26 protein-coding genes are annotated in these 25,047 nt (G+C 64.9%); 11 read left to right on the top strand and 15 right to left on the bottom strand.

Annotated elements, in window-relative coordinates:
* Positions 1–24: 24 nt before the first annotated feature.
* Genes ACTXG5_RS17955 through ACTXG5_RS17945 form a run of 3 tightly spaced genes read right to left on the bottom strand, consistent with a single transcriptional unit; the run spans position 25 to position 3,325 of the window.
* Positions 25–1,167 (bottom strand): cation:proton antiporter, encoded by a 1,143-nt coding sequence (locus ACTXG5_RS17955; RefSeq protein ID WP_445160075.1) that lies wholly within the window; start codon positions 1,165–1,167, stop codon positions 25–27.
* A gap of 24 nt (positions 1,168–1,191) precedes the next feature.
* A complete protein-coding gene (locus ACTXG5_RS17950) occupies positions 1,192–2,058 on the bottom strand; it encodes a hypothetical protein (protein WP_445160074.1) in 867 nt (288 codons plus the stop codon).
* Between the two features lie 34 nt (positions 2,059–2,092).
* Positions 2,093–3,325 (bottom strand): acyl-CoA dehydrogenase family protein, encoded by a 1,233-nt coding sequence (locus tag ACTXG5_RS17945; RefSeq protein WP_445160073.1) that lies wholly within the window; start codon positions 3,323–3,325, stop codon positions 2,093–2,095.
* A gap of 202 nt (positions 3,326–3,527) precedes the next feature.
* Here ACTXG5_RS17945 and ACTXG5_RS17940 point away from each other — a divergent pair, with 202 nt between their 5' ends.
* Both ACTXG5_RS17940 and ACTXG5_RS17935 read left to right on the top strand, forming a co-directional pair.
* The gene (locus ACTXG5_RS17940; RefSeq protein ID WP_445160072.1) at positions 3,528–4,559 is read left to right on the top strand and encodes a phosphotransferase family protein; all 1,032 of its coding nucleotides are present in this window, start codon (positions 3,528–3,530) and stop codon (positions 4,557–4,559) included.
* Entirely contained in the window at positions 4,556–5,320 is a 765-nt protein-coding gene (locus tag ACTXG5_RS17935; RefSeq protein WP_445160071.1) for an SDR family NAD(P)-dependent oxidoreductase, read from the top strand. The genes ACTXG5_RS17940 and ACTXG5_RS17935 overlap by 4 nt, the downstream gene beginning before the upstream one ends.
* Here the strand turns inward: ACTXG5_RS17935 and ACTXG5_RS17930 are convergent.
* From ACTXG5_RS17930 to ACTXG5_RS17910, 5 genes are all read right to left on the bottom strand, one after another.
* The gene (locus ACTXG5_RS17930; protein WP_445160070.1) at positions 5,285–5,914 is read right to left on the bottom strand and encodes a TetR/AcrR family transcriptional regulator; all 630 of its coding nucleotides are present in this window, start codon (positions 5,912–5,914) and stop codon (positions 5,285–5,287) included. The two genes, ACTXG5_RS17935 and ACTXG5_RS17930, sit on opposite strands and share 36 nt — an antisense overlap.
* Positions 5,915–5,954: 40 nt before the next feature.
* On the bottom strand, positions 5,955–6,539 hold the full coding sequence (locus ACTXG5_RS17925) for a TetR/AcrR family transcriptional regulator (RefSeq protein WP_445160069.1): 585 nt from the start codon (positions 6,537–6,539) through the stop codon (positions 5,955–5,957).
* 19 nt (positions 6,540–6,558) lie between these two features.
* Positions 6,559–7,578 (bottom strand): zinc-dependent alcohol dehydrogenase family protein, encoded by a 1,020-nt coding sequence (locus ACTXG5_RS17920; RefSeq protein WP_445160068.1) that lies wholly within the window; start codon positions 7,576–7,578, stop codon positions 6,559–6,561.
* A complete protein-coding gene (locus tag ACTXG5_RS17915; protein WP_445160067.1) occupies positions 7,575–8,870 on the bottom strand; it encodes an acyl-CoA dehydrogenase family protein in 1,296 nt (431 codons plus the stop codon). Before ACTXG5_RS17915 ends, ACTXG5_RS17920 begins: the two co-directional genes overlap by 4 nt.
* Before the next feature lie 116 nt (positions 8,871–8,986).
* Positions 8,987–9,385, bottom strand: a complete 399-nt coding sequence (locus ACTXG5_RS17910; protein ID WP_445160066.1) for a nuclear transport factor 2 family protein — start codon at positions 9,383–9,385, stop codon at positions 8,987–8,989.
* 135 nt (positions 9,386–9,520) lie between these two features.
* Here ACTXG5_RS17910 and ACTXG5_RS17905 point away from each other — a divergent pair, with 135 nt between their 5' ends.
* The 4 genes from ACTXG5_RS17905 (at position 9,521) to ACTXG5_RS17890 (ending at position 13,565) form a co-directional block, all read left to right on the top strand.
* Complete coding sequence (locus ACTXG5_RS17905; RefSeq protein ID WP_445160065.1) at positions 9,521–10,333, top strand: acyl-CoA thioesterase; 813 nt, start codon at positions 9,521–9,523, stop codon at positions 10,331–10,333.
* A 111-nt stretch (positions 10,334–10,444) separates the two neighbouring features.
* Positions 10,445–11,557 (top strand): NAD-dependent epimerase/dehydratase family protein, encoded by a 1,113-nt coding sequence (locus ACTXG5_RS17900; protein ID WP_445160064.1) that lies wholly within the window; start codon positions 10,445–10,447, stop codon positions 11,555–11,557.
* Positions 11,558–11,708: 151 nt separating this feature from the next.
* Positions 11,709–12,329, top strand: coding sequence for a TetR/AcrR family transcriptional regulator (locus ACTXG5_RS17895; RefSeq protein ID WP_445160063.1), 621 nt, complete (start codon positions 11,709–11,711; stop codon positions 12,327–12,329).
* Positions 12,330–12,431: 102 nt separating this feature from the next.
* Entirely contained in the window at positions 12,432–13,565 is a 1,134-nt protein-coding gene (locus tag ACTXG5_RS17890) for a phosphotransferase (protein ID WP_445160062.1), read from the top strand.
* A 4-nt stretch (positions 13,566–13,569) separates the two neighbouring features.
* On the opposite strand, the gene ACTXG5_RS17885 is transcribed toward ACTXG5_RS17890, so the two are convergent.
* Entirely contained in the window at positions 13,570–14,541 is a 972-nt protein-coding gene (locus tag ACTXG5_RS17885) for an aldo/keto reductase (protein WP_445160061.1), read from the bottom strand.
* Between the two features lie 98 nt (positions 14,542–14,639).
* Between ACTXG5_RS17885 and ACTXG5_RS17880 the strand changes: the two genes are divergently transcribed.
* Both ACTXG5_RS17880 and ACTXG5_RS17875 read left to right on the top strand, forming a co-directional pair.
* On the top strand, positions 14,640–15,977 hold the full coding sequence (locus ACTXG5_RS17880; RefSeq protein ID WP_445160060.1) for an acyltransferase family protein: 1,338 nt from the start codon (positions 14,640–14,642) through the stop codon (positions 15,975–15,977).
* Between the two features lie 415 nt (positions 15,978–16,392).
* Entirely contained in the window at positions 16,393–16,761 is a 369-nt protein-coding gene (locus ACTXG5_RS17875; protein WP_445160059.1) for a nuclear transport factor 2 family protein, read from the top strand.
* A 9-nt stretch (positions 16,762–16,770) separates the two neighbouring features.
* Here the strand turns inward: ACTXG5_RS17875 and ACTXG5_RS17870 are convergent, their stop codons facing one another.
* Complete coding sequence (locus ACTXG5_RS17870) at positions 16,771–17,424, bottom strand: TetR/AcrR family transcriptional regulator (protein WP_445160058.1); 654 nt, start codon at positions 17,422–17,424, stop codon at positions 16,771–16,773.
* Positions 17,425–17,506: 82 nt separating this feature from the next.
* On the opposite strand from ACTXG5_RS17870, the gene ACTXG5_RS17865 reads away from it, so the two are divergent.
* From ACTXG5_RS17865 to mhpA, 3 genes are read left to right on the top strand one after another with little or no spacing between them, the layout of a single operon-like run.
* On the top strand, positions 17,507–18,640 hold the full coding sequence (locus ACTXG5_RS17865) for a VOC family protein (protein WP_445160057.1): 1,134 nt from the start codon (positions 17,507–17,509) through the stop codon (positions 18,638–18,640).
* Complete coding sequence (locus tag ACTXG5_RS17860) at positions 18,637–19,572, top strand: fumarylacetoacetate hydrolase family protein (RefSeq protein ID WP_445160056.1); 936 nt, start codon at positions 18,637–18,639, stop codon at positions 19,570–19,572. The genes ACTXG5_RS17865 and ACTXG5_RS17860 overlap by 4 nt, the downstream gene beginning before the upstream one ends.
* The gene (gene mhpA, locus ACTXG5_RS17855; RefSeq protein ID WP_445160055.1) at positions 19,569–21,128 is read left to right on the top strand and encodes a bifunctional 3-(3-hydroxy-phenyl)propionate/3-hydroxycinnamic acid hydroxylase MhpA; all 1,560 of its coding nucleotides are present in this window, start codon (positions 19,569–19,571) and stop codon (positions 21,126–21,128) included. The genes ACTXG5_RS17860 and mhpA overlap by 4 nt, the downstream gene beginning before the upstream one ends.
* Here mhpA and ACTXG5_RS17850 read toward each other — a convergent pair.
* From ACTXG5_RS17850 to ACTXG5_RS17830, 5 genes are all read right to left on the bottom strand, one after another.
* A complete protein-coding gene (locus tag ACTXG5_RS17850) occupies positions 21,106–21,993 on the bottom strand; it encodes a universal stress protein (protein ID WP_445160054.1) in 888 nt (295 codons plus the stop codon). The two genes, mhpA and ACTXG5_RS17850, sit on opposite strands and share 23 nt — an antisense overlap.
* Before the next feature lie 104 nt (positions 21,994–22,097).
* A complete protein-coding gene (locus ACTXG5_RS17845) occupies positions 22,098–23,012 on the bottom strand; it encodes a formate/nitrite transporter family protein (protein ID WP_445160053.1) in 915 nt (304 codons plus the stop codon).
* On the bottom strand, positions 23,009–23,278 hold the full coding sequence (locus ACTXG5_RS17840) for a hypothetical protein (protein ID WP_445160052.1): 270 nt from the start codon (positions 23,276–23,278) through the stop codon (positions 23,009–23,011). The genes ACTXG5_RS17845 and ACTXG5_RS17840 overlap by 4 nt, the downstream gene beginning before the upstream one ends.
* On the bottom strand, positions 23,275–23,889 hold the full coding sequence (locus tag ACTXG5_RS17835; RefSeq protein WP_445160051.1) for an RNA polymerase sigma factor: 615 nt from the start codon (positions 23,887–23,889) through the stop codon (positions 23,275–23,277). Before ACTXG5_RS17835 ends, ACTXG5_RS17840 begins: the two co-directional genes overlap by 4 nt.
* 10 nt (positions 23,890–23,899) lie before the next feature.
* Complete coding sequence (locus ACTXG5_RS17830; protein WP_445160050.1) at positions 23,900–24,967, bottom strand: acyl-CoA dehydrogenase; 1,068 nt, start codon at positions 24,965–24,967, stop codon at positions 23,900–23,902.
* Positions 24,968–25,047 lie beyond the last annotated feature (80 nt).

Raw genomic sequence — 25,047 nt, 5'->3', positions numbered from 1 at the left:
CCAATCCTCAAGGACTTTGTGCCATTACGTACGAGGTTGGCCGCGCGCCGCCAATGCACCCGCAATCGAGGCGGATGCGATTGTCAGTAAGGCACCGAACATCAGCGCCGACCCTTCGCCCGCGGCCAGCAGGTGTTCCTCGTTCCCGATCGTGGCCGCGGCCACCGGGACCCCAAGCTGCGCGGCCGAGAGCACACCAAGGGTCAGCGGCTGGCCGAGCAGCCTGCCCACACAATGCGCCAGCACCGCGCCCAGCCCCAGGCCCGCACCCAACAGAATCAACTTCGGGTGCGCACCCAGCTCGCGCACGTGCAACGAGGCGCCCAGCCAGACGAAGAACAACGGCCCGAAGAATCCCTCGGTGATCCCGAACAGCTGGCGCGCCAGCCGTCGCGGTTCCCCGACCGACGCGACCACCAAACCCAATGCGAAGCCGGCCAGCATGATCGACACGTGGGTGCTGACCGCCAGGGCCGCCAACGCAAACAGCACGAACAGATTGGTCCGCAGTTCCAGCGCAAGTTTGTGTTTCTCGGAATAGTCGTGCATCCGTTGACGCCAGCCTCGGCGATCAGCCGCGAGCAGAACCACAAACAGCAGCACAGCGCAGGCCGCGATCGCCAACGCACCCAGGGCCGCTGTCGACGCCCTGTGGAGGTCGATCACCAACGGCAGCAACACGATACACGCGGTATCGGCGATAGCGATCTGCGCAGTCAGCGAAAGCACCGGTGGTCCCTGCAGGTGCGATGAACCGATCACGGGCAGCGCCAGTGCCGCGGACGACGATGTCATCAGTACCGCATACAGCGCCGCGTGGCCGGTACCGAACTGCCACGCCAGCGCGACACCGAAGGCGGCCGCGACGACGCCGCACAGCACCGCTCGCGCCAGCGCCCGCGGCACCGCCGCACGCACCTCGCGGCTACGTACCGGGACATGTGTGCCCGCGACAAACATCACCAGCGCGAAGCCGATGTTCGCGAACAACTGGAACGTCGAGTTCGACTCGTCGAGGACACCGAAACCGGTTTTGCCGAGAACGAGTCCCGCGACCAGCTCGCCGATGATCAGCGGAATCCGCAGGTGCGGCAGTGACGTCAGCAGCGGGCCGGCGAAACCTACCGCAGTCAGCAGCGCCAGCGTGTCGAAGCCGAACCCCGACATCTCAGCAACCCTTCAGCGGCGCGATCAGCCGACGACCTCGAAGATCGCCGCGGCGGAGGTAACGGCTTTGTCGGCGTTGCCTTCGTCGTGCAGCAGCATGCGCACGCCGATGCGTCCGGGTCCGCCCGCGTGCGCGGTGCCCTCGACCCGGAACGGCCCGATCTTCCCGCGGGACATGAACATGACGTGCCAGCTGACAATCTGTACCTTCGGAGTCCCGGCGAGATCGGCGGCCAGGTCGGTCGCCGCGGTCTCCAGCACGACGTGTTGGGGCCCGATGTGCAACGCAGCGTCCGGCGAGGCAAATTCTGCGCTGAGTGCGGGCAGCACCCAGTGACCGTCGTCGCGCCTGGCGGCCCCGAATGCGGCCCACAGCGGCGGCAGGTCGGGCGAGTCCTCGACAACCAGCTCGGTACCCGAAACATCCATCTTGTCAAGGCCTTCCGGCGGGATACCGATGATCGCCCCCTGCCCCTCGTTGAAGGCGATCACCCGGTCCGGGTTGTCGGCGTCGACGATCGTGCACCGCCCGTAGCCCATGGTCCGGCCCTGATGCACGACGCCCGACCCGACGATCTCCACCCGCGAGACGTCGTAACCGGGGTCGATGATCTGCACCGAGGCGATGACCGGGTTGGGGACCGCGACCATGTCTGTCTGACAACCCTCGGGCGACGAAATGGCCAACGGCGCAACCATGATTCCGCCCGCCTCGTTGCGCATGTCCCGGCGGATCACGACGGTGTCATCGACTTCGCCGAGATCCATGGACGCGTGCTTGCGCCCGATGTAACGGTAACTGAGCAGACCCGTCCAGCGGCGGAACAGCTCATCTCGGTAGGCGTCGGCGTCGTCGGCCAACTCTCGGATGTCTCGCAGTTGGTCACTCAATTTCAGCCACCTTTCTCCGACGTTGAGTTATACGTCAGGACAGTCTGTTTCGCCGCACTTGGTTGAACGGCACGCCGCGGTCGGCAGCGTACTCGCGGGGGAAGTTCAACACCCGCTCGCCGATCACGTTCCGCGCCATTTCAGTGGTCCCGCCGCCGATGCTGGCGATCTGACGGCCCAGGTAGCGGATGCCGATATCAAGTAGGTGTGCATCATCCTCGATCACGGCCGCCGTACCCGTAACGGCAACGGCGGTGTCCGTTTCGACGTCGTGGACTGCAGCCATCGACAGCCGGATGATCGATCCCGCGGTCGGCGGCAGGGCTCCGCCCGCCACCGCGTGAAAGACGTGCTCGCTGAGCTGACGCGCAACGGTGCGGTGGACCAGGGCGCGCCCAACCATCTCCCGGACGCGTTCGCTGTGCTGCTGGTTCGTCTTCTCGACCAGCGACAGCAGGTCGATCGAAATATCTTCGGCCTCAGATATTCCGGGCCCACTGGTGTACTCCGAGCCGTCGCCCATGGTCCGACGTTCGTGGTAGAGCTGCCGGGATGCGACCTCCCATCCTTTGCCCGGTTCGCCGACAACGGCGTCATCTCCCACGTCGACGTCGTCGAAGAACTCTTCGCAGAATTCGATGGACCCGTTGATCTGTTGGATGCGGTTGATCGTTATTCCGGGATGCCGAAGCGGCACCAGGAACATCGTCAGTCCCTCGTGTTTCGGTGCGTCCCAATCGGTCCGGGCCAGGCATAGCCCGTAGTCCGCGGCGAACGCCCAGGTGCTCCACGTCTTGGCGCCGTTGATGATCCATCGACCGTCCCGGCGGTCGGCACGGGTGATGACGCCCGCGAGGTCCGAGCCACCGCTGGGTTCGGACAGCAGCTGCACCAGCACTTCGTCCCCGCGCAACGCTGCCTGGATGTGGGCGCGTTTCTGTTCCGCACTGCCCATGTCGAGGATGGTCGCGCAACAGATGGCGAAGGACGGCACGTTGAGGAGCAACGGCGTTTCATAGTTGAGCGCCTCGGCGTCGAAGGCTTTCTTGTACTCGTAGCCCAGTCCGAGCCCGCCGTACTCTCGCGGAAAGCAGATGCCGGCGAATCCCCCGTCGTACAGTGTCTTTTGCAGTTCCCGGGCCCGCTTCCAGGACACCAGGTCGTCGCGCTCTAAAAGCGCTGCCTTGTCGCGATCGAACGGCGGCATGTTGGTGGCCAACCATGACCTGGCCCGGCTGCGAAACTCCGCGACGGTCTCGGCAGTCACCGGCAGTGTCGAATTCGTCTGTGCGTCATCGACGATGACCTCCCGACGCCATTGTCGTATCCGAATATTGAGCTTGTGCTGGGCGACTGCACAACACCGGTGACTGACTATACAGACCGATGGAAACTATCCCGGGATCGGCCATCGGGCTGCTATCTTTGCGGAATCCGCGTGATTTTAACCGGCAATCGGAGGTCGGTGCATGAGTTCTGCCGCAACGGGTTTCGATGTCTCGCGGTTTCTCGAGTGGCTAGCCGCCGCGACGGGTGAGGCCGCGGAGGTATCGGTAAGCCCTATTCGAGGGGGCGGCAGCTGCGAGATGTTCCGCGTCGACCGGCTGGGACAGGCCTGGGTGGTCCGCCGCGCTCCCCTGGCCGCGGTATCCGAGACCGCTCATCAGGTAGTCCGCGAGGCACGGATCATGGAGGCGCTGGGCGCGGCCGGGATGCCGGTGCCGACGGTGCTGGCTCGCAGCGACGATCCCACGATCCTGGGTGCTCCGTTCTTCGTGATGTCGTATGTCGACGGCGGTGTGATCCGCCGAGACGGGCTCCCTGAAGCGCTACGTCGGGATCCGTCGTCACACGGGCTGATCGGCGAACAGCTGATCGACACCCTGGTCCGACTGCACGCGATCGACTGGTCGGACACCGTGCTCGCCGAACTGTCCCACCCGCAGGGGTTTCTGCCGCGCCAGGTCGATCGGTGGCTCACTCAACTTGCGCGCTACCGGGCCCGCGATTTGGACGGTGTAGACGAGCTCGCCGGCTGGCTGCGCGACAACCTGCCCGCCGACGGCGACCTCACCGTCATGCACGGGGACTACAAGCTGGACAACGTCATCTGGGCATCGGCGCCCCCACCCCGGATCGCCTGCGTCGTCGACTTCGAGATGACGACGGTGGGTGATCCCCTCATCGACCTGGCCTGGGCGATGATCTTCTGGCCGGAGGCCGGAAACCCCATCGCGCTGGGATCGCCGGATGCGCCGCACGGCATCGACCGCGATCACTGCCAGACGCCGGGTCAATTGATCGCACGCTACGCCGAGGCCACCGGCCGCGATCTGTCACAATTCGACTGGTATCAGGTGTTCAGCGCGTGGAAGCTGGCGATCGTCTTGGAGGCGTCCTACGCCAAATTTCTGCGCGGCGAGTCCCGCAATCCGATCCACGAGTTCTTCGGACCGGTCATCGATGAACTGCTCAGCCGCGCAAGGAGGTTCGCGCAATGACCGATCCCCTGTTCAACCTGGTAGATCGGGTGGTTCTCGTCACGGGCGGCAGCCGCGGACTGGGTGCCGCGATGAGTGTCGGGCTTGCCCAGCGCGGAGCACGCGTGGTCATCGCGAGCCGAAAGCTTGCCTCTTGCCAGGCACTGGCCGCCACGATCACCGAGTCGGGCGGGCAGGCCTATCCGTTGGCGTGCCATGTCGGGGATTGGGAATCGTTGCCCGGCGTGGTCGAGGCCGCCGTCTCCCGATGGGGTCGGCTGGACGGGTTGGTCAACAACGCCGGTATGAGCCCAGTTGCCCCCTCGCTGCTGGAAACTTCAGAGGTGTTGTTCGACAAGGTGATCGGAGTGAACTTGAAAGGCCCCACCCGGTTGACGGCGCTGGCTGCCACCGCGATGGCCGCGACCAGTGGTGGGTCGATCATCAACATCAGTTCGCTGGCGTCGGTAAAGCCGACCCCCGTCACCACGGTCTACGCGGCGGCCAAGGCCGGCCTGAACGCGTTGACCACCGCCTCAGCCCTCGAGTACGCCGGTGTCGGCGTGCGCGTCAACGGGATCATCTGCGGCACCTTCGATACCGACGCGGCATCGGGCTTCGTTCGCGACCCCGAACTCCTGCCGGAGCTGGTGCGTCGCGTCGCGCTCGGACGTGTCGGCCGTCCTGACGAGATCGTCGGAGCCGCCGTCTATTTGCTCTCCGACGCCTCTACTTACACCACCGGGTCATTGATGACGGTTGACGGCGGCGGCTCCGGATGACCGGCGGAACCGTCTGGGCCGGGTCGTTTTGAGATCGACATCGCGAGCCTGCGCCCGCACGCCGGAGATCACCCATTCGACCAGCCGGGGGAAATTCTCCTCGATCTTGGCCGTCTCCGTTGCGGAGCGCTGCGGCTCCCGCAAGGCCCGCACCTCGACAATGGAGTGGTTGATCGTCAGGTGCGCTAGGCCGCGACAGCATTCAGTGGCGAGCGACCGCGGAATCCCTTCCTGCAGAGTCGCTTTGAGCAGCGCATCGACATAATCGGTGACGGCGCTGCGATCATCGATGGTCATCAGCTCGGTCAGAAAGGGATGGGCACGAAGGGCGTCATTCAATGCCAAGCACCAATACAGCGCCGTCGACTCCCACGTGTCATATTCCTTGAAGTCGAGTTTCAGCTGCTCGAAATGTCGGGCGACCAGAGCCCTGATCAAGGCTTCGCGGTTGCCGACCTGTTGATACAGCGTCCGCGGCGAGATCTTGAGTGCGGCCGATAGTCGACGGACGCTGAGAGCCTCTATGCCTTCGGTATCCAGGAGGTCCAGAGCGTGCGTGAGGATATCGTCGGCCGGGATCAGCGGCTTGGCCATCGCTGCATCGTACAAGCCCTGAGCGTGCCAACCCCGCAGGCTAAGCGCAGTCGCGGCGGATTCCGTCGATCAGATAGTCGATGTGCGTAGCAAAGAGCTCGTCGACTTCCTCGTGCGTCACTCCGGCCGGGTCGCTGCCAGCCAGTCGGCCCCGCCTGCGCGTCGAGTTCGTGCTCGGCGGGTGGTCCATCGCGACGAAACCCACGGTCGCCCAGGTCAACAGCCGGCAAGCGCGCACCGACATATCGGTCGACATACCGTCGCGGCGCATGCTTTTCAGCAGTGGGCGGGATGCTTCCAGATACGCCGGACGCTTCACCTGCAGGAATAGGCGGCTGTCGGCCGTGTCGGTCAATCGGGCGCGAAGTTGACGGCTCCAGCGGCGCGCGTAGTCCGGCCAGGTTTCGTCGCGTTCCAAGGCGGGCGCGAGGTCGTCCAGCAGGTGCTCGGCGACCGCATTGATCAGCGCGTCCTTGTTGCCGATTCGGGAGTAGACCGGTGGCGGCGTGACGCCCAAACGGTTGGCCACGCTGCGCATGCTGATCGCGTCCAGGCCGCTCTCGCGCATGATTTCCACTGCGGCAGCGACGATCTGGTCCGCGTCGAGTTCGAGTTCACCAGGCACGGCTATCCTCCTCGCGAGGTCACGGGATAGTCAGGGCGATTTTGCCCACATGTTCACCGGCCCGCATCACCCGAAGCGCCTCATCGAGCTGCTCCCAGTCGAAAACGTGGCTGATTTGCGGCTTGATGCCGGCCTCGGACACCACCTCGCACATCTCGCGGTGAGCGCGCACACTGCCCACCGTGATCCCGATGACGCGCAGGTTGTTCAGCATCACCTCGGCGACTGCGATAGATGCCATGTCGAATCCGCTGAGCACACCGATCACCGCGATCGTGCCGCCCATCGCCGCCGCATGCAGCGAATGCGCCAGCGTGGCGGGCCCACCGAGATCGACGACCAACTTGGCGCCGCGCCCCTCGGTCAGTCGCTTCACCTCGGTCTCCCATTCCGGAGTGGTTCGGTAGTTGACGAGATGTGTTGCCCCCAAATCAGATCCGACCTTGAGCTTGTCGTCGGAGGAAGAGGTCAAGATCACGGTGGCACCCCGCGTGCGGGCGAGTTGCACGGCGAACAGCGACACCCCACCGGTTCCCTGGGTAACCACGACGTCACCCTCGCCGATGTTGGCCTCCACCAACGCACTCCACGCGGTCACACCCGCACAGGGGATCGTCGCGGCTTCGACATCGCTGAGGTGTTCGGGAGTGCGGACCAAGCCGGTGACCTCGGCGACGCGGTATTGCTGCAGCCATCCGTCGCCGCTATCGCCAGGTACCTCCCGCTTGGCTTCCGGGGTGGGCAGCCCGTCGTGCCAGCCCGGGTGAAATGCGCCCATGACGCGATCACCCGTCCGCAGCTCGTCGACTCCCGGCCCGATTGCCACCACTTCTCCGGCGCCATCGGTCATTGGCACGCGCGGCCACGGCCCGGGCAATAGGCCCATCAGATTGACGTTGTCGTGGAAGTTGAGGCTCGAGGCGTTGACCTTGACCAGCACCTGCCCGGGACCGGGCTCGTCCACCGGCCTTTCCACGGTCTGCACGGGCTCGCCGGGCCCGGTCATAACGATGGCCCGCTGATGCTCCGGAATGCTCATGCGATCCCCGCCTCCTGACGTAGGGCTTGCCACTTCTGTTCGGCTGCCGGCCGCCGCGACGGAAGGTGGTCGGTGGGCCAACCCTGCACCGGACGGTATTTCTTGAGCACATGCCGAGCCAGCACCGACTTGTGCAGTTCATCGGGCCCATCGCCGATCGGCCCGAATCTCGTCATCCGATACCAGGATTCGACGGGCAAGTCCCCGGAATAGCCCAGTGCGCCACAGACCTGGATGGTGCGGTCGAGGACGGCCAGCACCACCTTCGACACATGCGCCTTGATCATCCCCAGTTCGGCTCGGACCTCTGCCGCACCGAAGCGGTCCATTTTCCAGGCGGTCTGAAATGTCAGCAACCTGGCTGCCTGAATCTCGGTGTGCGACAGCGCAATATAGTCCTGCACCATCTGATGTTCACCCAACAGCCGGCCGTGTGAACGGCGCGAGACCGCGCGCTCACCCATGATGTCCAGGGCCCGCTGTGCCTGCCCGAGCCAACGCATCGAGTGATGGATACGGCCGCCGCCAAGGCGTTGTTGGGCCAGCACAAAGCCACCGCCGCGCGGACCGACCAGGTGATCGGCCGGGACGCGGCAGTCGGTGAACACAATCTCGGCATGGTTGCCACGCCGGCCGAACTCCGGGTCGGGATGGGCCATCGTCGGGATGTCGCGGATGATGTTCAACCCTGGCGTTCCCGCCGGAACGACGAATATCGAAGCGTGCCGGTGTGGCCGGCCGGCGGGGTCGGTCTCGGCGACCACCAAGATGATGTCCGCGCAGGAAGCGTTGGTGGTGAACCACTTGTGGCCGTTGATAATCCAGTCCTCGCCGTCGAGTACGGCGGTGGTGTCGATGACGGTCGGGTCGGCTCCGGCAAGGAATGGTTCGGTCAGCGCGAACGCGCTGGATATCTCCCCGTTGAGGTTGGGATACAACCAGCGCTGCTTCTGCGCATCGGTCGCGCCGTGCGCGAGCAGCTCCATGTTGCCGCTGTCGGGCGCCTGGACCCCGAAGAGCTCCATTGACACCATGCACCGGCCGATGATCTCCGACATCAGCGCGAGCTTGAGCTGCCCTAGCCCCGCGCCGCCCAGGCTGGGATCGAGAAACAAGCCCCATAGCCCTTGCGCCTTGACCTTGGCCTGCAGGTGGCGCTTGACCAGCTGCCAGTCGTCGGCCGGGATCTCCGACAGGATGGGCTCCAGCGGGATGACCTCGGAGTCGATGAAATCGCGCATCCACGAAAGCTTTTCAGCGAAATCTGGATCCGTCTCGAAGTCCCAGGCCATCGCTTTCCTCACCGTCGGTCGCGCTTGCTGGCAACATCGGCGCACTTCCTTACAGTGCGATCACAGTGTAATCATAGTGTGATGCGTCAGCGCAACACCGCTGCCCAGACGGCTGATCATGCGCTGAATTGACCTGACGCATGGGCAACGTCGAGGTACTCCCACACCCGGACGATCTGCCCGTCCCGCACCTGGACCCACACCCTGTATTCGTTCTCGTAGGGTTGCCCGCCGGCAAACAATGCGGTTGCCCGCATCGTGAAACGCGTGGCGCCCATGTCGTGGTCACAGAGCAGGTGGTGCACCGTCGTAGACACGTCGTCATACAGCTGGCCGAAGATCACCCGCATCGCGGCACGGATCGCATCGCGCCCTACTGTCGGACTGCCCAGCACACCGACAGTCGGGGTGATCCACCACTGCGCATCGGGCGCCAGCAATTCGGTGATGCGCTCGGCATCACCGAACGCGTCCACCAGTGCCGTGAGCAACTCACGCGTCGACGACTCTGTCATACCGACCTTTCCACGCACCGCATCGGAAATTTAAAATTACATCGCTTCCACACGCGCTCGGAGTGTCCGATGCCTGGCGATCGCGACAACCCCGTGTCCGGCCTTCGGGTCGGCGGGAAGTAGTCTGCCGTCACCATGACGCCCACGCACCCCTTCGACAGGGCCATCCGGCTCGATGCCCTCGACGGCACCGTCAGGCGCGGCCGGACTCATCCGGAGTGGGCCAACATGGTCGGACCGTTCGGCGGCATCACCACCGCTGTCCTGGTGCATGCGGTCGAGACTCACCCCGACCGCATCGGTGAGCCGTTGGCGATCACCGTGAACTTCGCCGGTCCCCTCGCCGACGGCGACTTCGACATTTCGCTTCGGGCCGCCCGCACCAACCGCACCAATCAGCACTGGATTCTCGAACTCAGTCAGGACGGCGACGTCAAGACCACCGCTACCGCGGTGTTCGGCGTCCGACGCGACACCTGGGGCGACACCGAAGCGCGTCTGCCGAGAGTGCCGGCGCCAGAGCAGATTGCTCCCAGTCGCGATCAGGAGGAAGTCGTCGTTTGGGCGCGCCTCTACGACATGCGCTTCGTTGCGGGCGCATTTCCCTCCCCGGGTGAGCCGGCCACCTCGACGTCGACAAGCACCTTGTGGGTGCGCGACGGTGCGCAACGCCGTGTCGACTATCCGGCGCTGGCCGCCCTCTGTGACGTGTTCTATCCGCGGGTGTTTCAGCGCCTCGGCGGAGTCGTGCCTGCCGGGACGATCTCGCTGACGACCTATTTCCACGCCGATCAGCAGCAACTTGACGCCCTCGGCGGTGACTACGTCCTGGCGAGCGCTCACGCCAACCGCTTCTCACGCGGCCACTTCGATCAGAGCGCGCAGGTGTGGACTCGTGACGGCGCGTTGCTGGCCACCACACATCAGATCGTGTACTTCAAGGGCTGACCGGCCCCACCGCTGTCCAGCTAACGCGTGAATGTCACGCTTGGCGTGACCGAATCCGCAGGACGGCCGCCAGGCTCGCCCGGTCGGCTGCTCGGTTAGCAAAGGAATTCCATGACAGTCGACACCATTTTGATCACCGGCGCGTTCGGGCAGATCGGCAAGCGATGCGCCCAGATCCTGCTCGATCGAGGCCGGACCGTCATCGCCGTCGATCTGCGCAACGACAAAACCGTTGCGGTAGAACAGGAATTGTCCGCCACCGCGCAGTCCGGGGCACTGATTCCCGAATATGTCGATCTCACGGATGCCGAGGCGGTGCACGGACTGATCGCGACGCACCAGCCAGGAGCGATCGTTCACCTTGCGGCGCTCCTCGCACCACTGTCGTACCGAAACCCCATATTGGCCAAAAAGGTGAATGTCGGCGGTACCGAAAACCTCCTCGCGGCAGCAGCGGGACTGCCTCGCCTACCGCTTTTCCTGCTGGCGTCCAGCGCCGCGGTGTACGGGTCGCGCAACCCTCATCGCCTTCCAGAGCGGATTACTCCGGACACCGCCTTGAACCCGATCGATCAGTACGGTCAGGACAAAGTGTTGGCGGAGGCGGTAATCCGCGCCAGCGGCCTCCCCTACGCGTTGCTGCGACTGGGTGGGGTCATGTCGCCGGACTCCGGCTCGAGCTTCAATGGCGACTACCTGCTGATCATGCGCTCACTGCCAAGCGACAACCGCATGCATGCGGTGGACGCGCGCGATGTGGCACTGGCATTTGCCAACGGTGTCGATCGCGAAGCCACCATTGCCGGCAAGGTGCTGCTCATCGGCGGAAACGAATCGTACGTGGCGCTGGAGAGCGATTTTGAGGGCGACCTGATGACCGCCGTCGGCCTGGATCGCCTCGGCCCGTCGGCGGGCCTGCCCGGAGACCCCGACGACGACCGCGGTTGGAGTTTCACCGGCTGGTACGACACCACCGAATCGCAGGCGCTGCTTGACTTCCAAGAGCACGACTGGCCCGAAACCCTGGCCTGGATTGCCGAGGCCCAGGGGAATCTGCGCCTGGTGTTGCGCGTGCTCGGCCCGTTACTGCGGCCGCTCTTGCTAGCCGCATTGAAGCTACAGCGTTGCGCGGAGGGACGAGGACCCTACGCCGACCCGTGGGCGCTGATCGAAAAGAAATACGGCCCCGGCGCGCTGGCTCACGCCGATCAGCCGACGGACTAGTCGCGCGAAGCCCATGAATGCGCGTACTGCCCGATGGCGAAACCTATTGCCATCGAATACTTTCGGAGATCACGTCGTATCGATGAAGATTTATCGCCAAACCTCGCGCATCAGATACCCAACGGCGCAACACATCCCCTAATATCGCTGCATGGAGCCGAGCCGGTGGTGGGGCGACGACCGCGCGATCCTCGATGACGAGGAGGCGCGCAGGCGTCTTCTGGGCGCGGCCGGGCGCTGCATCGTGCGGCGGGGCAACGCCCAGATCCGGATGGCCGAAGTGGCCGACGAGGCCGGTGTATCCCGCTCGACGGTGTACCGCTACTTCCCCAATCGCGACGAGGTCCTGCTGGGCCTGATGCTGGCGCGGGTCGACACCGCGCTGGGCGACTTGGTCGACGCCCTGCAGCACCCCGACGACCCGGCGCGCTCGTTGCCCGAGATGGTCCTGGCGCGGGTGGAGTCGGTGGCGGGCAATCCCTTGAACGAGGCGCTGTTAGCCGCCGAAAGCACCGCGGTCCCCGCGGCCCTGCAGCTGGGGTCGGAACCGATGGTCGATCTGCTGCTGGTCCACTATGGGCCGCTGCTGCACCGGTGGAAGGAGGCCGGCAAGCTCCACGCCGACCTCGATCCTCGCGCGATCGTCCAGTGGCTGAACACGACGACGCTGTTTTTGCTGGCGCCGGCGTGGCGGCACCGCCCCGTGGCCGACAAGCGCCAATTCGTCGAGCAGTTCTTGGTGCGGGCCCTGGTGCCACAGATCAGACATTAGTCTCACTTTGTCTGATGTCCAGACATTAAGCTATTTTTGTCGTGGCAACCCATTCGCGCACACTTGTACGTGGGTCCGGTGGCGCACACAGGACGGACAGTGATGACAAATCCCGTTGAACAGGCCCTTTCGGTTGTCGGCCTGGCAGCTCATCTCGGGCGGGGAATCGGCCGGGTGACCGCAGACGCCATCGTGGGCAGTCGTGCGGGGCTGCCCCGCACGGTCGGCGATCTCAACACCGCGGCGCTTTCGCGTGTCATGGGTCGCAATGTCAGGTCGATCCGCGTCCTGGCCAGCGATGCGGGGACGTCGTCGCGGGCACGGGTGGTGCTGACCGGGGATGACGTGCCGGAGTCGGTGTTCATCAAGATTGCGGCGCAGACCGCCGCAACCCGCTTGATGGGTGAGCTGGGCCGGCTGGGCGACACCGAGGTCCGTTTCTACAGTCAGCTCGCTCCCGAACTCCCGGGAGTGCCGGTGGCCTACGGGGCGGCATTCGACAAGTGGACCGGTCGGTACCTGCTGGTCCTGGAAGACCTACCCGAGTCCTGCGTATTTCCCGACACCTTGCACCCGCTGTCCACCGATCAGGCCGGCCTCGTCGTCGAGCTACTGGCGAACCTGCACGGAACTTTCTGGGACCGCATGCGCCAAAGCGGACGCGGGCCGCTGAGCTGGCTCTACACGCCGTCGGATGACGTCACCTCGCTGTTGACCGGCTCGCTGATGACGACCTCGATGAAGCGCCTGGCCGAGCGGACCACGATACCGGTGGAAAACGGTCGATTCATCGCCGAGAACTACCGTGCGGTCGCCGCGGTGATCGACACTCCCCCGCACACGGTCATGCATGGCGACGCTCATCCGGGGAACATGTACTTCCGCGATGGCGAGGCGGGACTGTTGGACTGGCAGGTCGTGCGGCGCGGACATCCGTCCCGCGAACTGGCCTACACCCTGATCACCAGCCTGACACCGGAAGACCGCTCGACCGCCCAGCGCGAGTTGCTCGACGTCTACCGGCAGGCGCTGGCCGCGGCCGGTGGACCCGACCTGGACCGCGAAGACCTATGGCTGCGGTACCGGCAAGGCGCGCTCTACGCGTATGTCGCCGCACTGATCACCGCGGGAATCGGCGGAATGCAGGTCGAAGATATCGCCATGGAAGGCTTGCGACGCGGCGTCGCGGCTCTCGACGATCTCGAAACCGTTGCCGCACTGAAGGGTTCGCTGTAGGCGGTTAGCGGTCGATCCATCCCATTTGCGCTTCGGCGTGATGGCCGCCGACCGCCGGGGTGAGTTGGTCAAGCCTGGCCAGTTGCTCGGGTGTGAGTTCAACGCTGTCGGCGCCAACGTTTTCCTCAAGGCGCGCAACCCGTTTGGTCCCCGGAATGGGCACGATGTCGGGCCCCTTCGCCAGCAGCCAGGCCAGCGCAACCTGGGCTGGAGTAGCGCCGATGTCGACGCTGATGTCGCGCAGCTCGTCGGCGCTGCTGAGGTTGTGGCGGAAGTTCTCGTCGAAGAACCGCGGGTTGGTCTTGCGGAAGTCGCTGTCGGGAAGCTCCTCGGTGGAACGGATTGCGCCGGTGAGGAAGCCGCGGCCCAGCGGGGAGTAAGGGACGAACCCGATTCCCAGTTCGCGCAGGACTTCCAATATCCCGTCTTCGGGATCGCGGGTCCACATCGAGTATTCGGATTGCACGGCCGAGATCGGATGCACGGCGTGGGCGCGGCGGATCGTGTTGACGCCCACTTCGGAAAGACCGATGTGGCGGATCTTCCCGACGGCGACCAGCTCGGCCAGCGCCCCGACGGTGTCTTCGATCGGGGTGCCGCGGTCGAGGCGGTGTTGGTAGTACAGGTCGATGTAGTCGGTCCCCAGCCGTTTCAATGATCCGTCCACCGCGACGCGGATGTTGTCGGGGCTGCTGTCGAGGCCGTCCCGGCCGGTGTGGGAGATCAGGCCGAATTTGGTCGCCAGCACCACCTGATCCCGGCGGCCCTGCAGGGCACCGGCGAGCAGCTCCTCGTTGATGTAGGGGCCGTAGACCTCGGCGGTGTCGATCAATGTGACACCCAGATCGAGAGCGCGGTGAATCGTGCGGATGGACTCGGCGTCGTCAAAGCCGCCGATGGAGTAGGCGGCGGACATCCCCATCGCGCCTAAGCCGATACGGCCGACCTGCAGATCGGCGAGGTGAGCCTGTTTCATGGCACGTTCTCCTGTCGTAGACGCGGTTTCGTTCGGTCGCGGCGAGAGCTGCCCGGGTACCGTGGCGCTGTGTACCGCGTCGAGCTTCCCCCGATCTGATGGACCGCGCAAACACCGCACGTCCGGTCCGCAATCTGGCGGTGGATTACTACCGAGTATCGGGCGTGGTCCTTATTGTGGTGGGGCACTGGCTGGCCGGAAGCGTGACCTACTACGACGGACATTTCGGTAGGCAGAATCCGCTTGTCGACATGCCCTGGACCCAATGGCTGACCTGGCCGCTGCAGGCTGTCCCCACCTTCTTCCTGGCGGCAGGCTACGCAAGCGCAGTGTCGTGGGCGCATCGGCGCGACACCAACGGAGTATCGCGCCAGACGTGGCTGCGGCATCGACTGTCCCGAGTTCTCGGCCCGACCGCAGCGTACGCCGCGGTGGTGTCGGTGGGCGTGGTAGTGCTGGGAGCGTTGCACGTGGGCAGTTCCACGATGGAATATGCGGGTTGGGCGGTAGCGATGCACCTGTGGTTCCTCGTCGTCTACCTCATGGTGGTCGCGTTGACACCCATCGCCGTTGCCGCACAACGCCGTTGGGGACTGTTGGTGCCGGCAGCACTCGCCATCGGCGTCGCGTTGGTAGACGTTGCCACGCTCGGCGCCCACCTGCCCTACCTGGGCTGGTTGAACTACCTGCTGTGTTGGGGTGTGTTGTACCAGCTCGGAATAGCTTGGCACGACGGACTATTGGGGGGATCCAGACCCGCACTGCTCGCTGCGGTATCGGCGAGCACACTGGCATTGTTGATCTGGCTGAAAATCTATCCGGTCAGCATGATCGGTGTTCCCGGCCAGACCGTGGACAACACCACGCCGCCCAACGTGGCGTTGTTGGCGTTCGGCTGCGCACAGACCGGGTTGGCAATGGCACTTGCACCCGCGCTCAACCACGCACTGCGCGCCCGCCCGGTGCGGCGCCTGCTGACTGTCGCCAACGACAACGTGATGGCCCTCTACCTATGGCACATGATTCCGGTGGTGATCGTGGCGATCATCGGCTACCCCGCGGGATTGTTGCCGCAACCGACCGAAGGTAGTGCGCAGTGGTGGCTGGCGCGGCTGGAATGGGTGGCCATCCTCAGCCTCGTGACAGCGGTCGAGCTGGTGCTGTTGTGGTGGGGACGACGCTTCTTCGCGGCCCCCCTGCCTAGGCTCGGTATCCCGCTCGCGGAACGCTGGGGCGAACCGGTCATGCTGGCCGGAGCCGCGATGGCGGCCTACGGTCTGGCGTTTGTCGCCGCCGCGGGCTTTGCTCCGGACGGGCACCTTCCCTTGGTGACCGCCCTGGTCTTCGCCACTGGGGTGATGCTGGTCGCGATTTGTCCCAAACAGGTCAGCCCGCAGCCCGCCCATCTGCCCTCTCGCCCCCTAAAGGGGCTGTAGTGCAGGCGCTTTCGTAACGCATCCGGATAGCTCCGGCAGCCCCCCATCCGGGCAGGCTGTCCGCCCGTTTTGCATTGTGGGTATGGGTAGCCTAACCTAATGCCGAATGCGAGAGAAAGGCGTGCCATGACACTGACGATGCCGATTGATCCGCACGCCGATCCGTCCCGGCGCGCGTGGCTCCCCTGCCCCAGCTGCCACTGGGGCCGCGACAAGTGTGCGGAGTGCCGCAGCAGCCGCAATTGCCGTTCGCATTGGCAGTACCTGTTGAGCAATCACGCGACGCGGGTCAACCTGCAATGCCCGGGCTGTGCAACCCTGTGGTCGATCGACACCCGCAATCGCTAGGGGCCCCGCCCGTTGTCGGCGGGCTAGATCGAACCGCGAGGCGCTTTACGACGGCTAGCGTTGTCGCATGACTGAGCCGAATCACCCACAGCCGCAACATGTATTCGAGACCGTCGACACCATGGATCTCGACAAGCTCACCACTCTTTTCACCGAAGATGCGCGGGTGACGTTCGGCAATGAGCCTCCGTATGTGGGTGTGAACGCGATCAGAGATGGTGTCAAAGGTTTCTTCGACACCATCGCGGGAATTCAGCACACCCTCGTGAGAGTCTGGCGAGCCGGCGATGACACGATCGCCCATGTTGACGCTAAGTACCAGCGGAAAGACGGCACCCACGTAACACTGCCCGCCGCTACCGTTTACCACGCGGATGGCGACGGAAAAATCGATGACTACCGCGTATTCCTCGACGTGACGCCGATCTACGTGTGACGCACCGACTTAGGCCTCGGCGAACGTACTGTCCGGCAGCGGACGCCGGCAGACCGCGTACGCCTCGTCGGCACTGAGCCCGAACAGCCGCAACACGTTTTCGGTGACGATGTCGGCAGCATGCGCGTCGTCGCGGGCCGGGTCGTCGCGCAGCAGCTTTCCCAGGCCGAGCAGCGCACCGCCGGCCATGGCGAGGGCGAGCTCCGGGTCGTCAACGTGGAATCTGCCGGCGTCGACGCCGGCCTTGATGTCGCGCAGCGCGCGGGGAGCCAGGCCGCGTTCGGACGACAGCAATGCCGTTCCGTGTGCCAACAGAATTTCGCTCTCCTGCGGGCGCTGACGAAACAGCCGGCCGGTCAGCCGGAAACTGGTGGCAAAGGTTTCGGCCGGATCCTCGATCGACTCGGTGAGGCGATCCAGCATTGCCCCGTGGGCGTCGAGCACGTCGGCGACCGCGGCCTCGAACAACTGCTCCTTGCTGTCGAAGTGGTTGTAGAACGAACCCATCCCGACGTCGGCGGCCTGGGTGATCTCCAGAACCGGCACGTTGACCTTGCCGTCGGCGATCAACCGTTGCGCGGCCCTGATCAGCGCAGCCCGGGTGCGCTGCTTGCGCCGCGCCAAGCCATTGGGCGGGTCGGCTTCGTCGGGCATCGCGCTCATCTCAGAGAGTATGCATCACTTTTGAGGATTTCGTCAGAAGTCTTGACTGAGCGGTGACACATATGTGACGATTTCGTCAGTTATGTTGCCCCAGACGGAACGCACGCACCGGGACCTGCACAGCGAGCAGGGAGCACTCCCGGGCGAACACACCGGTCGGTCACGAAATCCAGTGATCAAGGCCGTCGACATCGCGTGGCTGGAGTTCGAGAAGCCCGACCTGACACGCTGCGAGGCGTTCGCGCGGGCCTTCGGTTTTCAGGCGGCACAACACCGTCCAGACGAGATCCAGCTGCGCGGCACCCACCCGGGTGCACCGTGCGTAATCGTGCGGCGGGGGTCGCGAACGCGATTCAGCTGCACCGCCTTTCGGGCCGGGGACGAGGCCGACGTGCTGCGGCTGGCCGACAAATCCGGCATTCGCGCGCGGCCGCTGCCGCAGACCCTCGGCGGACTGTCGGTCGACCTGATCGACCCCAGCGGGATGCCGGTCCGTGTGGTCGCCGGCATGCATGAGCTGCCGGAACTACCGGGCCAGCAACCCCACACGTTCAACTTCGGCGACAACGCGCAGCGCATCAACGTCAGCCAGCGTCCCGCTCGCGTCCCCGCTCGGGTGCAGCGGCTCGGCCACCTGGTGATGCAGACGACGAAGTATCTCGAAACGCTGAACTGGTATCTGGACAACCTGGGGATGGTCGTCAGCGACTTCTTGTTCTTTCCCGGCCAGCGTGAACGAGGACCGACCATGAGCTTCATCCGCTGCGATCGCGGGTCGGCGGCCACCGATCACCACACGCTCGCGGTGGCGCTGGGCCCGGCGAACCGCTACGTCCATTCGGCTTATCAGGTCAGCGATCTCGATGCCCTGGCCGCGGGCGGCGAATACCTGCAGGAGCGCGGCTACTCGCGGTCGTGGGGAATCGGCCGGCACATCCAGGGCAGTCAGATCTTCGACTACTGGCGTGATCCCGACGGCTTCCTGGTCGAGCACTTCGCCGATGGTGACCGGTTCGACAACACCGTCGAACCCGGCTGGGCACCGTTCAGCGCGTCCGGGCTGGCCCAGTGGGGGCCGCCGGCGACCAGAGACTTTCTCGGAACCAATCTGAAATCGGCTCGCCACGAACTGGTTTCGATGATCACCGCACTTCGCGCCCACAACGAGTTCGATATCAGCCGTCTGATCGGTCTACTGAAAGTGCCCACATCATGACCGTTTCCATCCTGCGCACTGCCGACGCCTGGTGGCTCAAAACCGAAGCCGGCGCCGCGAAGATCGACACCACCGCGACGACCACCGGCGCACTGCTGTCGAATCGGGCGGCAATCGACGCCGCCACCACCGCGGATACCGTCGCGGTCGACGATCTCACGCTGCTGTCACCGGTCACCCGGCCATGCCGGGTGGTGGCCCAAATGACCAACTTCGAGTCGCACGTCAAGGATGCCGGCATGGACCCGGCATCGGTTCCGCTGACGTTCTTCCGCAAAGCGTCGGCATCGATCAACGGCCCATTCGACGACATCGTCAAACCCCCGCATGTCCAGCTGCTCGACTACGAGGTGGAGATCGGGCTGGTGATCGGACGCGCAATCCCGGTCGGCACCACCATTTCCGAGACGAATTTGGCCGAGTTCATCGCGGGACTGGTCGTCACCAACGATGTTTCCGCACGCGACGTCCAGCTTCCGCAAACCCAGTTCTATGAGGCCAAGTCCTATCCGACGTTCACCCCGGTCGGACCGGAACTGGTGCTGCTGACGGCCGAAGAGCTCAGGCGCTTCGGCGATCTGCGGCTGCGCTTGAACGTCGGTGGCGTGGAACGGCAGAACGCGCTCGTCGACGGGGATATGTTGTACCGGCCACTGCAGGCACTGCAGTCGCTCACCCAATTCCAGGAACTCGCCCCGGGCGATTTGTTGCTCACCGGTACCCCGGCCGGCACCGCGCTGAGCGCCCCGCCCAAGCCGCTGGCGATGATCGGAAACCTGTTGCCGACGAATCTCAAATGGAAGGTTTTTTTCAGTCGTCAAGCCGGCAACCCGAAGTATCTGGCGCACGGCGACATCGTGGAGGCGTCGGTAGCCACCGACGACGGACTCATCGACCTCGGAACACAGCGCAACACCATTCGATTCGCATGAGCGCTAAGGCTATTCGGCGCGTTCCCGTCGTCATCGTCGGCGCCGGACCGACCGGCATCACCGCCGCCACGCTGTTGGCGCAATACGGCGTGGACAGCCTGCTCCTCGATCGCTGGCACGGCGTGTACCCGCAGCCGCGTGCCGTCCATCTGGACGACGAGATTTACCGCGTCATCGCCCGGCTCGGCATTGCCGAAGAGTTCGCGGCGATTTCGCGGCCGACGCTGGGTTTGCGATTGCTCGATGATCGATTCCGGGTTCTTGCCGAGTTCACCCGCGACGCCTCCCGCAGCCGGAATGGCTTCCCGCAGGCCAACATGTTCGACCAACCGGAGCTCGAGGCACTGCTACGGGCAAACCTCAAGCGCTACCCGCACGCCCAGCTTCGCGGCGACGCCGACGTGACCGATGTGACGGACACCGGAACCTACGTGCGCATCACCTTCACCGACCGCACCGACGGCACGATTCATCGGGTCGATGCCGATTATCTGCTGGGTTGCGACGGCGCCAACAGCATGGTGCGCACCCGAATGGGTTCGGCCATAAACGATTTGAACTTCAAGCAGCGCTGGCTGGTCGTCGACGTCGCCACCGGCGCCGACCTCCAGCAGTGGGAAGGCGTGCACCAGGCATGTGATCCGGTTCGCGCGGGAACCTACATGCGCATCGGCGCATCCCGCTACCGCTGGGAGTTTCAATTGCTGGCCGGCGAACGCGCCGATGACTTCGCCACCCTGACCGCCCTGCGACCACTGATCAGGCCGTGGACGGCCGATGTCGGGGATCGCGAGCTGACACTGCTGCGCGTCACCGAGTACACGTTCCGCGCCCAGATCGCCGCGCGGTGGCGCCGGGGAAACATCTTCATCCTCGGCGACGCGGCGCACCTCACTCCCCCGTTCATCGGCCAGGGCATGGGGGCAGGAGTGCGTGACGCGACGAACCTCGCCTGGAAGATTGCCGGAGTTCACCACGGCGCCCTGGCCCCGGACGTCCTGGATACCTATGAGCAGGAACGCAAACCACACACCCGGCAGATGATCCGGTTGGCGCTCAACGTCGGTCGCGCGATGACCGGCGGCGCCCGCGTCGGCAATACCGTGCGCCGCCTGGTGCTACCCCGGCTGCGACTGATCCCCGGTCTGCGCGACAAGCTCATCGACTCCACCACACCGGCGTTGCCTACTTCTGCGCTGGTGTGCACATCGCGCCGACCCCGCCAACTCGCCGGCACGCTGTGCCCCAACCCGCAGCTGCGCGATGGTCGACGGCTCGACGACGTGCTGGGAACAGGTTTCGCCCTGATCACCACTCGCGGCCTCGGCGTTGCCGACGAGGCGGCGCTTGGGCAGCACGGCATTGTCGTGCTGGTCACCCAGCCGGGCGATGCGCTCACGCAATGGCTGCGCGGCGGCCGCGCCACGGCCGCACTGATCCGCCCCGACCGGACGGTCATGCGCGCCGGGCGCGACGTCTCTGCACTGTGCGCATGGGCATCCAGCGTCGTTGCTGGCCGGTTCGGCCAGGCACTTACACCGGCCGGGCGACGATGACCGGGATCCGGACCGAGTGCAGGACGGTGTTGCTGACCGAACCCAGAATCAGACCGGTGAGACCGCCCCGGCCGTGACTGCCCACGACCACCAGCTGCGCCTGCGTGGATTCCGACTGGTGGATGAGTTGTTGGGCCGGCAGATCACGGACCAGCAGTCGGCGCACCGTGACATCGGGATAGCGTTCCTGCCAGCCCGCCAGGTTCTCGGCGAGACTGCGCTCGGCTTCGGCCTCCACTGCGTCCCAGTCCAATGCCGGGAGTTCGAGCACGGCGACGTCACTCCATGCGTGCAACGCCAGCAGATCGACCCTGCGGCGAGACGCTTGGTCGAACGCGATCGCCGTTGCGAGTTCGGAAGCCGGTGAGCCGTCGATTCCCAGCAAGACGGGACCGTGCTGCGGGTCCGGCAGATCTTCGTCACGGATGACCGCGACCGGACAGCGGGCGTGCCGGACGACCGTCGAACTGACCGACCCGAGCAGACCCCGCGCCAGCAACCCGCGGCCGGAGCTGCCCACGACGATCATCTCCGCCTCGTCGGACGACTTGATCAGGGCCAGCGCCGGGGTCGAATACACCATCTCCTTGTTGATGGTGACCTTCCGGTCTGCCGGCATCGCGTCGTGCGCCAGCTTGAGGGCATGGGCGATTTCCCTGCGCCCCTCGTCTTCCAGCTTTACCGCCAGCGAGTCGGGGTATGGAACCGGTGGATAGGTCGCGGTGGGAGTCACCACCGCGTGAAGCAGGGTCAGCGGAATGCTTCGCGTCGCGGCATCGCGGGCCGCCCAGACAACGGCGGCGTTCGATGCTGCTGAGCCGTCGACCGCGACGACGATACCGAGTTGCTGCACAGGTGCCGACATTTCGTACTCCCTTGGTCAGGAGTAACGCTATTGACCGGCCCAGTCGCCGGTCGTGAGGCTTTAGTCCCCAACCACCGGGTCAGAGGACCTTCACCCGTCCACGGCTAGATCTGGTGGCGCTGCAGTCGCGCGATAGCCCAAAACGGTAAGGCCACGAACAGCGTGCCACCCACCAAATTGCCCACCGTGGTGATGCCGATGTTGGTGAGCAACCCGTCGTCGCCGAACCCCCAGCTGATCCCACCACGGGGCGCGGCCGGGTGAAAGAGGTTGAGCAGCAACGGGAGACCGAGAAAACCGACGTTAGCGATGACGTGCTGGGTCCCGCCGATCACAAAGGCAAACGGGCCGTAGAACGCAAAAGCCATCCGCGCGACGTCGCTGCGCGCTTTGAAGTACATGCACATCGCGGTCTGCAGGAACCAGGTGCACACCACCGCAAGCAAGAACGCCGTCCAGAAGGGCTGGCCTGCTTTCGCAGCACCAACGGTTGCCGCCCGCTCGGCGAAGGCACCCAAGTACGGGCCCCCGGCCGCGCCGCAGACGGTCACGAACACCAGTGCGCCCACGATGTTGCCAACGAGCCCAATCGCGACCAGAAACACGTAGGTGCGCAGCTTCATGCTGCGTTTGAGCACGGCGAGGAACCCGGCGGCCATGTCCGCGGTGATCAACGACATCCCGGACACCAGGATCAGAACGAAGGACATGCCGAACGCCAAACCCATCACCAGGCTTGCGATGCCCGGCGTCTTGACGCCGGTGCTCACCACCAATGCCAGCAGCGCTCCGAACGCCACCATCGCGCCGCCCACCAGGGAGCGCAGGAAAAACGCCCAGGGGTGCGCGGCCTTCTCCACGGCCATAGCGGCCACCCGATCCACCATGGCACCGACGCTCAGTGGCTCGAACGGGTCGTCACCAGGCTGGCCGATGGTCACCCCAGAAGGCAAGCCGGTCAACGTGTTCTGCGTCGACACTTGTCTCTCTCGCTGCGGCGCCTGCGCGTCGATTGTCATCGGTGTTGACCTTCCCTGAAGTTGCTGATTGCCTTGACGACCCCCGTGATGTGCTCCTCGCTGAGCTTCTCCCCCTCAAAGACGAGGTTGAGCAAAACCTTGAGGTCGAGCATTTGTTGCAGATAGACCAGACATGGCGGGCAGTCCTCGAGATGTTTGGCCACGATCGGACCCCATTGGTCCGGATCGGAGTCGACCAGATCGTCGACCAGACGGACGAAATCGACGCAGTCGATCGCGGGAATTGTGTTGTCGTATGTGGTCATTGGTGGTACCGCTTCTCTAGTTCGTTGCGGAGGTTGCCCCGGGCGCGGTACAGAAGTGCGCGCTGCGCCTCAGCGGATAGTTCGAGAATCTCGGCTGCCTCTTCGCCCGAGGTGCCGACGAGATCACGCAGGATGATGAGCTGCCGTTGCCGTTGCGGCAGCGCGTCCAAAGCCGCCCGCACGTAGCCGATCAGCTCCTGTGCCACGGTTCGGTCCTCCGGGAGAAAGCGTCGTGACGGCGGAAGACTCCAATGCCCGGCCTCGGGGTGGCCGGCGGGATGCATACGGTCCGACAGTGGGTCGGCGCCGGCGGCGCTCAGCACCTCATGGTCGCGAATCCGAGACTCCCGGCGCCGGTGCCGCGAAGTGGTGTTCTTGACGATTCCGAACAACCAGGTGCCCACCGACGAGCGGCCCTCGAAAGACGCCGACGACTGCAAGACCTGTACCCACGCTTCCTGCACCGCTTCTTCGGCCACTGTCGGCGAATCCACCATGGTGCGGGCGAAATTCACCATCGGCCGATGAAAGTCGCGGACCAAATTGGCCAGCGGTATCCCGCCGACCACATACTGAGTGCCCTCCGGCGGCACCGCCACCGGAGTCACCATCGACCCGAACTCAAGCGCATCTTCCTAGTTCCCAGCGCAGTTGCGCCTCCGACGGCGACTGCACGGGGATGAACGCCGCCTCCCGGTAGCGTCGACTGGCCGAAGTCCTGCTCGCGTATCCCTTTCCGCCCGCGGTTCGGATCTCTAAATCGGCGCTGGCGCTGGATAGTTCGGAAGCAGCAAGGCGCAGTGACAGCAGATCTTTCTTGGTCGGCGACTTCGACCCACCGACAGCGGCGGCCAACTCGGCCAACGTCGCCTCCGCCGCGGCGAGCTTCTCCGCGATGACGTCGACGTCGGCGGCGAAAACCGAGTTGACCCCGCTGAGCCCGAGCTTGCTCTGTTCGACGGTAGTCCTGGTCAGCCCCAGACACATGGCCGACTGCAGGACAAGGAAAGTCGGTCGCACGGTCTGCAGAAACTCGTGGAAGTCCGTGGACAGCACCTGTTCGGAACTGACATGTGCGTCTTGCAGCTTCAGATACGACGAAGCGGTGCTTCCCATTGCCAACAGGTCGAAGTGATCGCCGATCACAATGCCCGGGGTATCCAGCCGAAGAGCCACGATCAACTTCTCGCCGGCATCGGTGCGCGCAGCGGTAATCATCGTCGAGTCGGGATAGAGGTTGCTGGCCCATCTGATTGAACCGCTCAGCCGGTAGCCGCCCTCGACTGGTGCAGCGGTCAGATCCAGGCTGCCGCAGCCGGCCGCGTCCTTGAACGCCGACGCCATTCCGGTCACTCCCAGAGTGGTGCCGGAAATCAGCGGCTGGGCCGCCGCGAGGCTGAATGGCGTTGCTGCCGTGAGCAGATACTCCACCGCCATCCGGTTGGCCCACACCGAGAATCCCGTGCTCATGCACTCTCCGGAGATCCGGCCAATCACATCGGCCATCTGCGGGAGCCGTCCATCGGTGTTTCCCGGGGCGCCGAGGCCAAGCAGACCGGCGGCACCGAGCCGAGTGAAGCTGCGGCGGGAGGTTTCCTCGCCACGGTCCAACGTGCCGGCATGGGCACGAATATCTGCCAGCAGCTCCGGATCGAGCCGCTCGACTGCGGCGTCCACGGTTGCGGTCACGGCAGTGCCTCCTGTTCGGTTGATGGCGCTGGTGGTTCCGTCGCGCGGTCCGTTTCAGTCAATGTGTTTGTCACGGTTGG

The organism is Mycobacterium sp. Dal123C01, assembly GCF_052566995.1.
The sequence above is the reverse complement of the archived record's forward strand: the minus strand, read 5'-3'. Positions and strand labels throughout refer to the sequence as shown.

What these genes read in the sequence shown, in the direction of transcription:
- ACTXG5_RS17920 (WP_445160068.1), bottom strand. Translation starts at nt 7,578, where the DNA reads ATGAGCATTCCGGAGCATCAGCGGGCCATCGTTATGACCGGGCCCGGC.
- ACTXG5_RS17905 (WP_445160065.1), top strand. Translation starts at nt 9,521, where the DNA reads ATGACGCCCACGCACCCCTTCGACAGGGCCATCCGGCTCGATGCCCTC.
- ACTXG5_RS17880 (WP_445160060.1), top strand. Translation starts at nt 14,640, where the DNA reads ATGGACCGCGCAAACACCGCACGTCCGGTCCGCAATCTGGCGGTGGAT.
- ACTXG5_RS17845 (WP_445160053.1), bottom strand. Translation starts at nt 23,012, where the DNA reads ATGACAATCGACGCGCAGGCGCCGCAGCGAGAGAGACAAGTGTCGACG.
- ACTXG5_RS17910 (WP_445160066.1), bottom strand. Translation starts at nt 9,385, where the DNA reads ATGACAGAGTCGTCGACGCGTGAGTTGCTCACGGCACTGGTGGACGCG.
- ACTXG5_RS17870 (WP_445160058.1), bottom strand. Translation starts at nt 17,424, where the DNA reads ATGAGCGCGATGCCCGACGAAGCCGACCCGCCCAATGGCTTGGCGCGG.
- ACTXG5_RS17860 (WP_445160056.1), top strand. Translation starts at nt 18,637, where the DNA reads ATGACCGTTTCCATCCTGCGCACTGCCGACGCCTGGTGGCTCAAAACC.
- ACTXG5_RS17915 (WP_445160067.1), bottom strand. Translation starts at nt 8,870, where the DNA reads ATGGCCTGGGACTTCGAGACGGATCCAGATTTCGCTGAAAAGCTTTCG.
- mhpA (WP_445160055.1), top strand. Translation starts at nt 19,569, where the DNA reads ATGAGCGCTAAGGCTATTCGGCGCGTTCCCGTCGTCATCGTCGGCGCC.
- ACTXG5_RS17890 (WP_445160062.1), top strand. Translation starts at nt 12,432, where the DNA reads ATGACAAATCCCGTTGAACAGGCCCTTTCGGTTGTCGGCCTGGCAGCT.
- ACTXG5_RS17840 (WP_445160052.1), bottom strand. Translation starts at nt 23,278, where the DNA reads ATGACCACATACGACAACACAATTCCCGCGATCGACTGCGTCGATTTC.
- ACTXG5_RS17940 (WP_445160072.1), top strand. Translation starts at nt 3,528, where the DNA reads ATGAGTTCTGCCGCAACGGGTTTCGATGTCTCGCGGTTTCTCGAGTGG.
- ACTXG5_RS17875 (WP_445160059.1), top strand. Translation starts at nt 16,393, where the DNA reads ATGACTGAGCCGAATCACCCACAGCCGCAACATGTATTCGAGACCGTC.
- ACTXG5_RS17935 (WP_445160071.1), top strand. Translation starts at nt 4,556, where the DNA reads ATGACCGATCCCCTGTTCAACCTGGTAGATCGGGTGGTTCTCGTCACG.
- ACTXG5_RS17955 (WP_445160075.1), bottom strand. Translation starts at nt 1,167, where the DNA reads ATGTCGGGGTTCGGCTTCGACACGCTGGCGCTGCTGACTGCGGTAGGT.
- ACTXG5_RS17930 (WP_445160070.1), bottom strand. Translation starts at nt 5,914, where the DNA reads ATGGCCAAGCCGCTGATCCCGGCCGACGATATCCTCACGCACGCTCTG.
- ACTXG5_RS17900 (WP_445160064.1), top strand. Translation starts at nt 10,445, where the DNA reads ATGACAGTCGACACCATTTTGATCACCGGCGCGTTCGGGCAGATCGGC.
- ACTXG5_RS17895 (WP_445160063.1), top strand. Translation starts at nt 11,709, where the DNA reads ATGGAGCCGAGCCGGTGGTGGGGCGACGACCGCGCGATCCTCGATGAC.
- ACTXG5_RS17850 (WP_445160054.1), bottom strand. Translation starts at nt 21,993, where the DNA reads ATGTCGGCACCTGTGCAGCAACTCGGTATCGTCGTCGCGGTCGACGGC.
- ACTXG5_RS17885 (WP_445160061.1), bottom strand. Translation starts at nt 14,541, where the DNA reads ATGAAACAGGCTCACCTCGCCGATCTGCAGGTCGGCCGTATCGGCTTA.
- ACTXG5_RS17865 (WP_445160057.1), top strand. Translation starts at nt 17,507, where the DNA reads ATGTTGCCCCAGACGGAACGCACGCACCGGGACCTGCACAGCGAGCAG.
- ACTXG5_RS17835 (WP_445160051.1), bottom strand. Translation starts at nt 23,889, where the DNA reads ATGGTGACTCCGGTGGCGGTGCCGCCGGAGGGCACTCAGTATGTGGTC.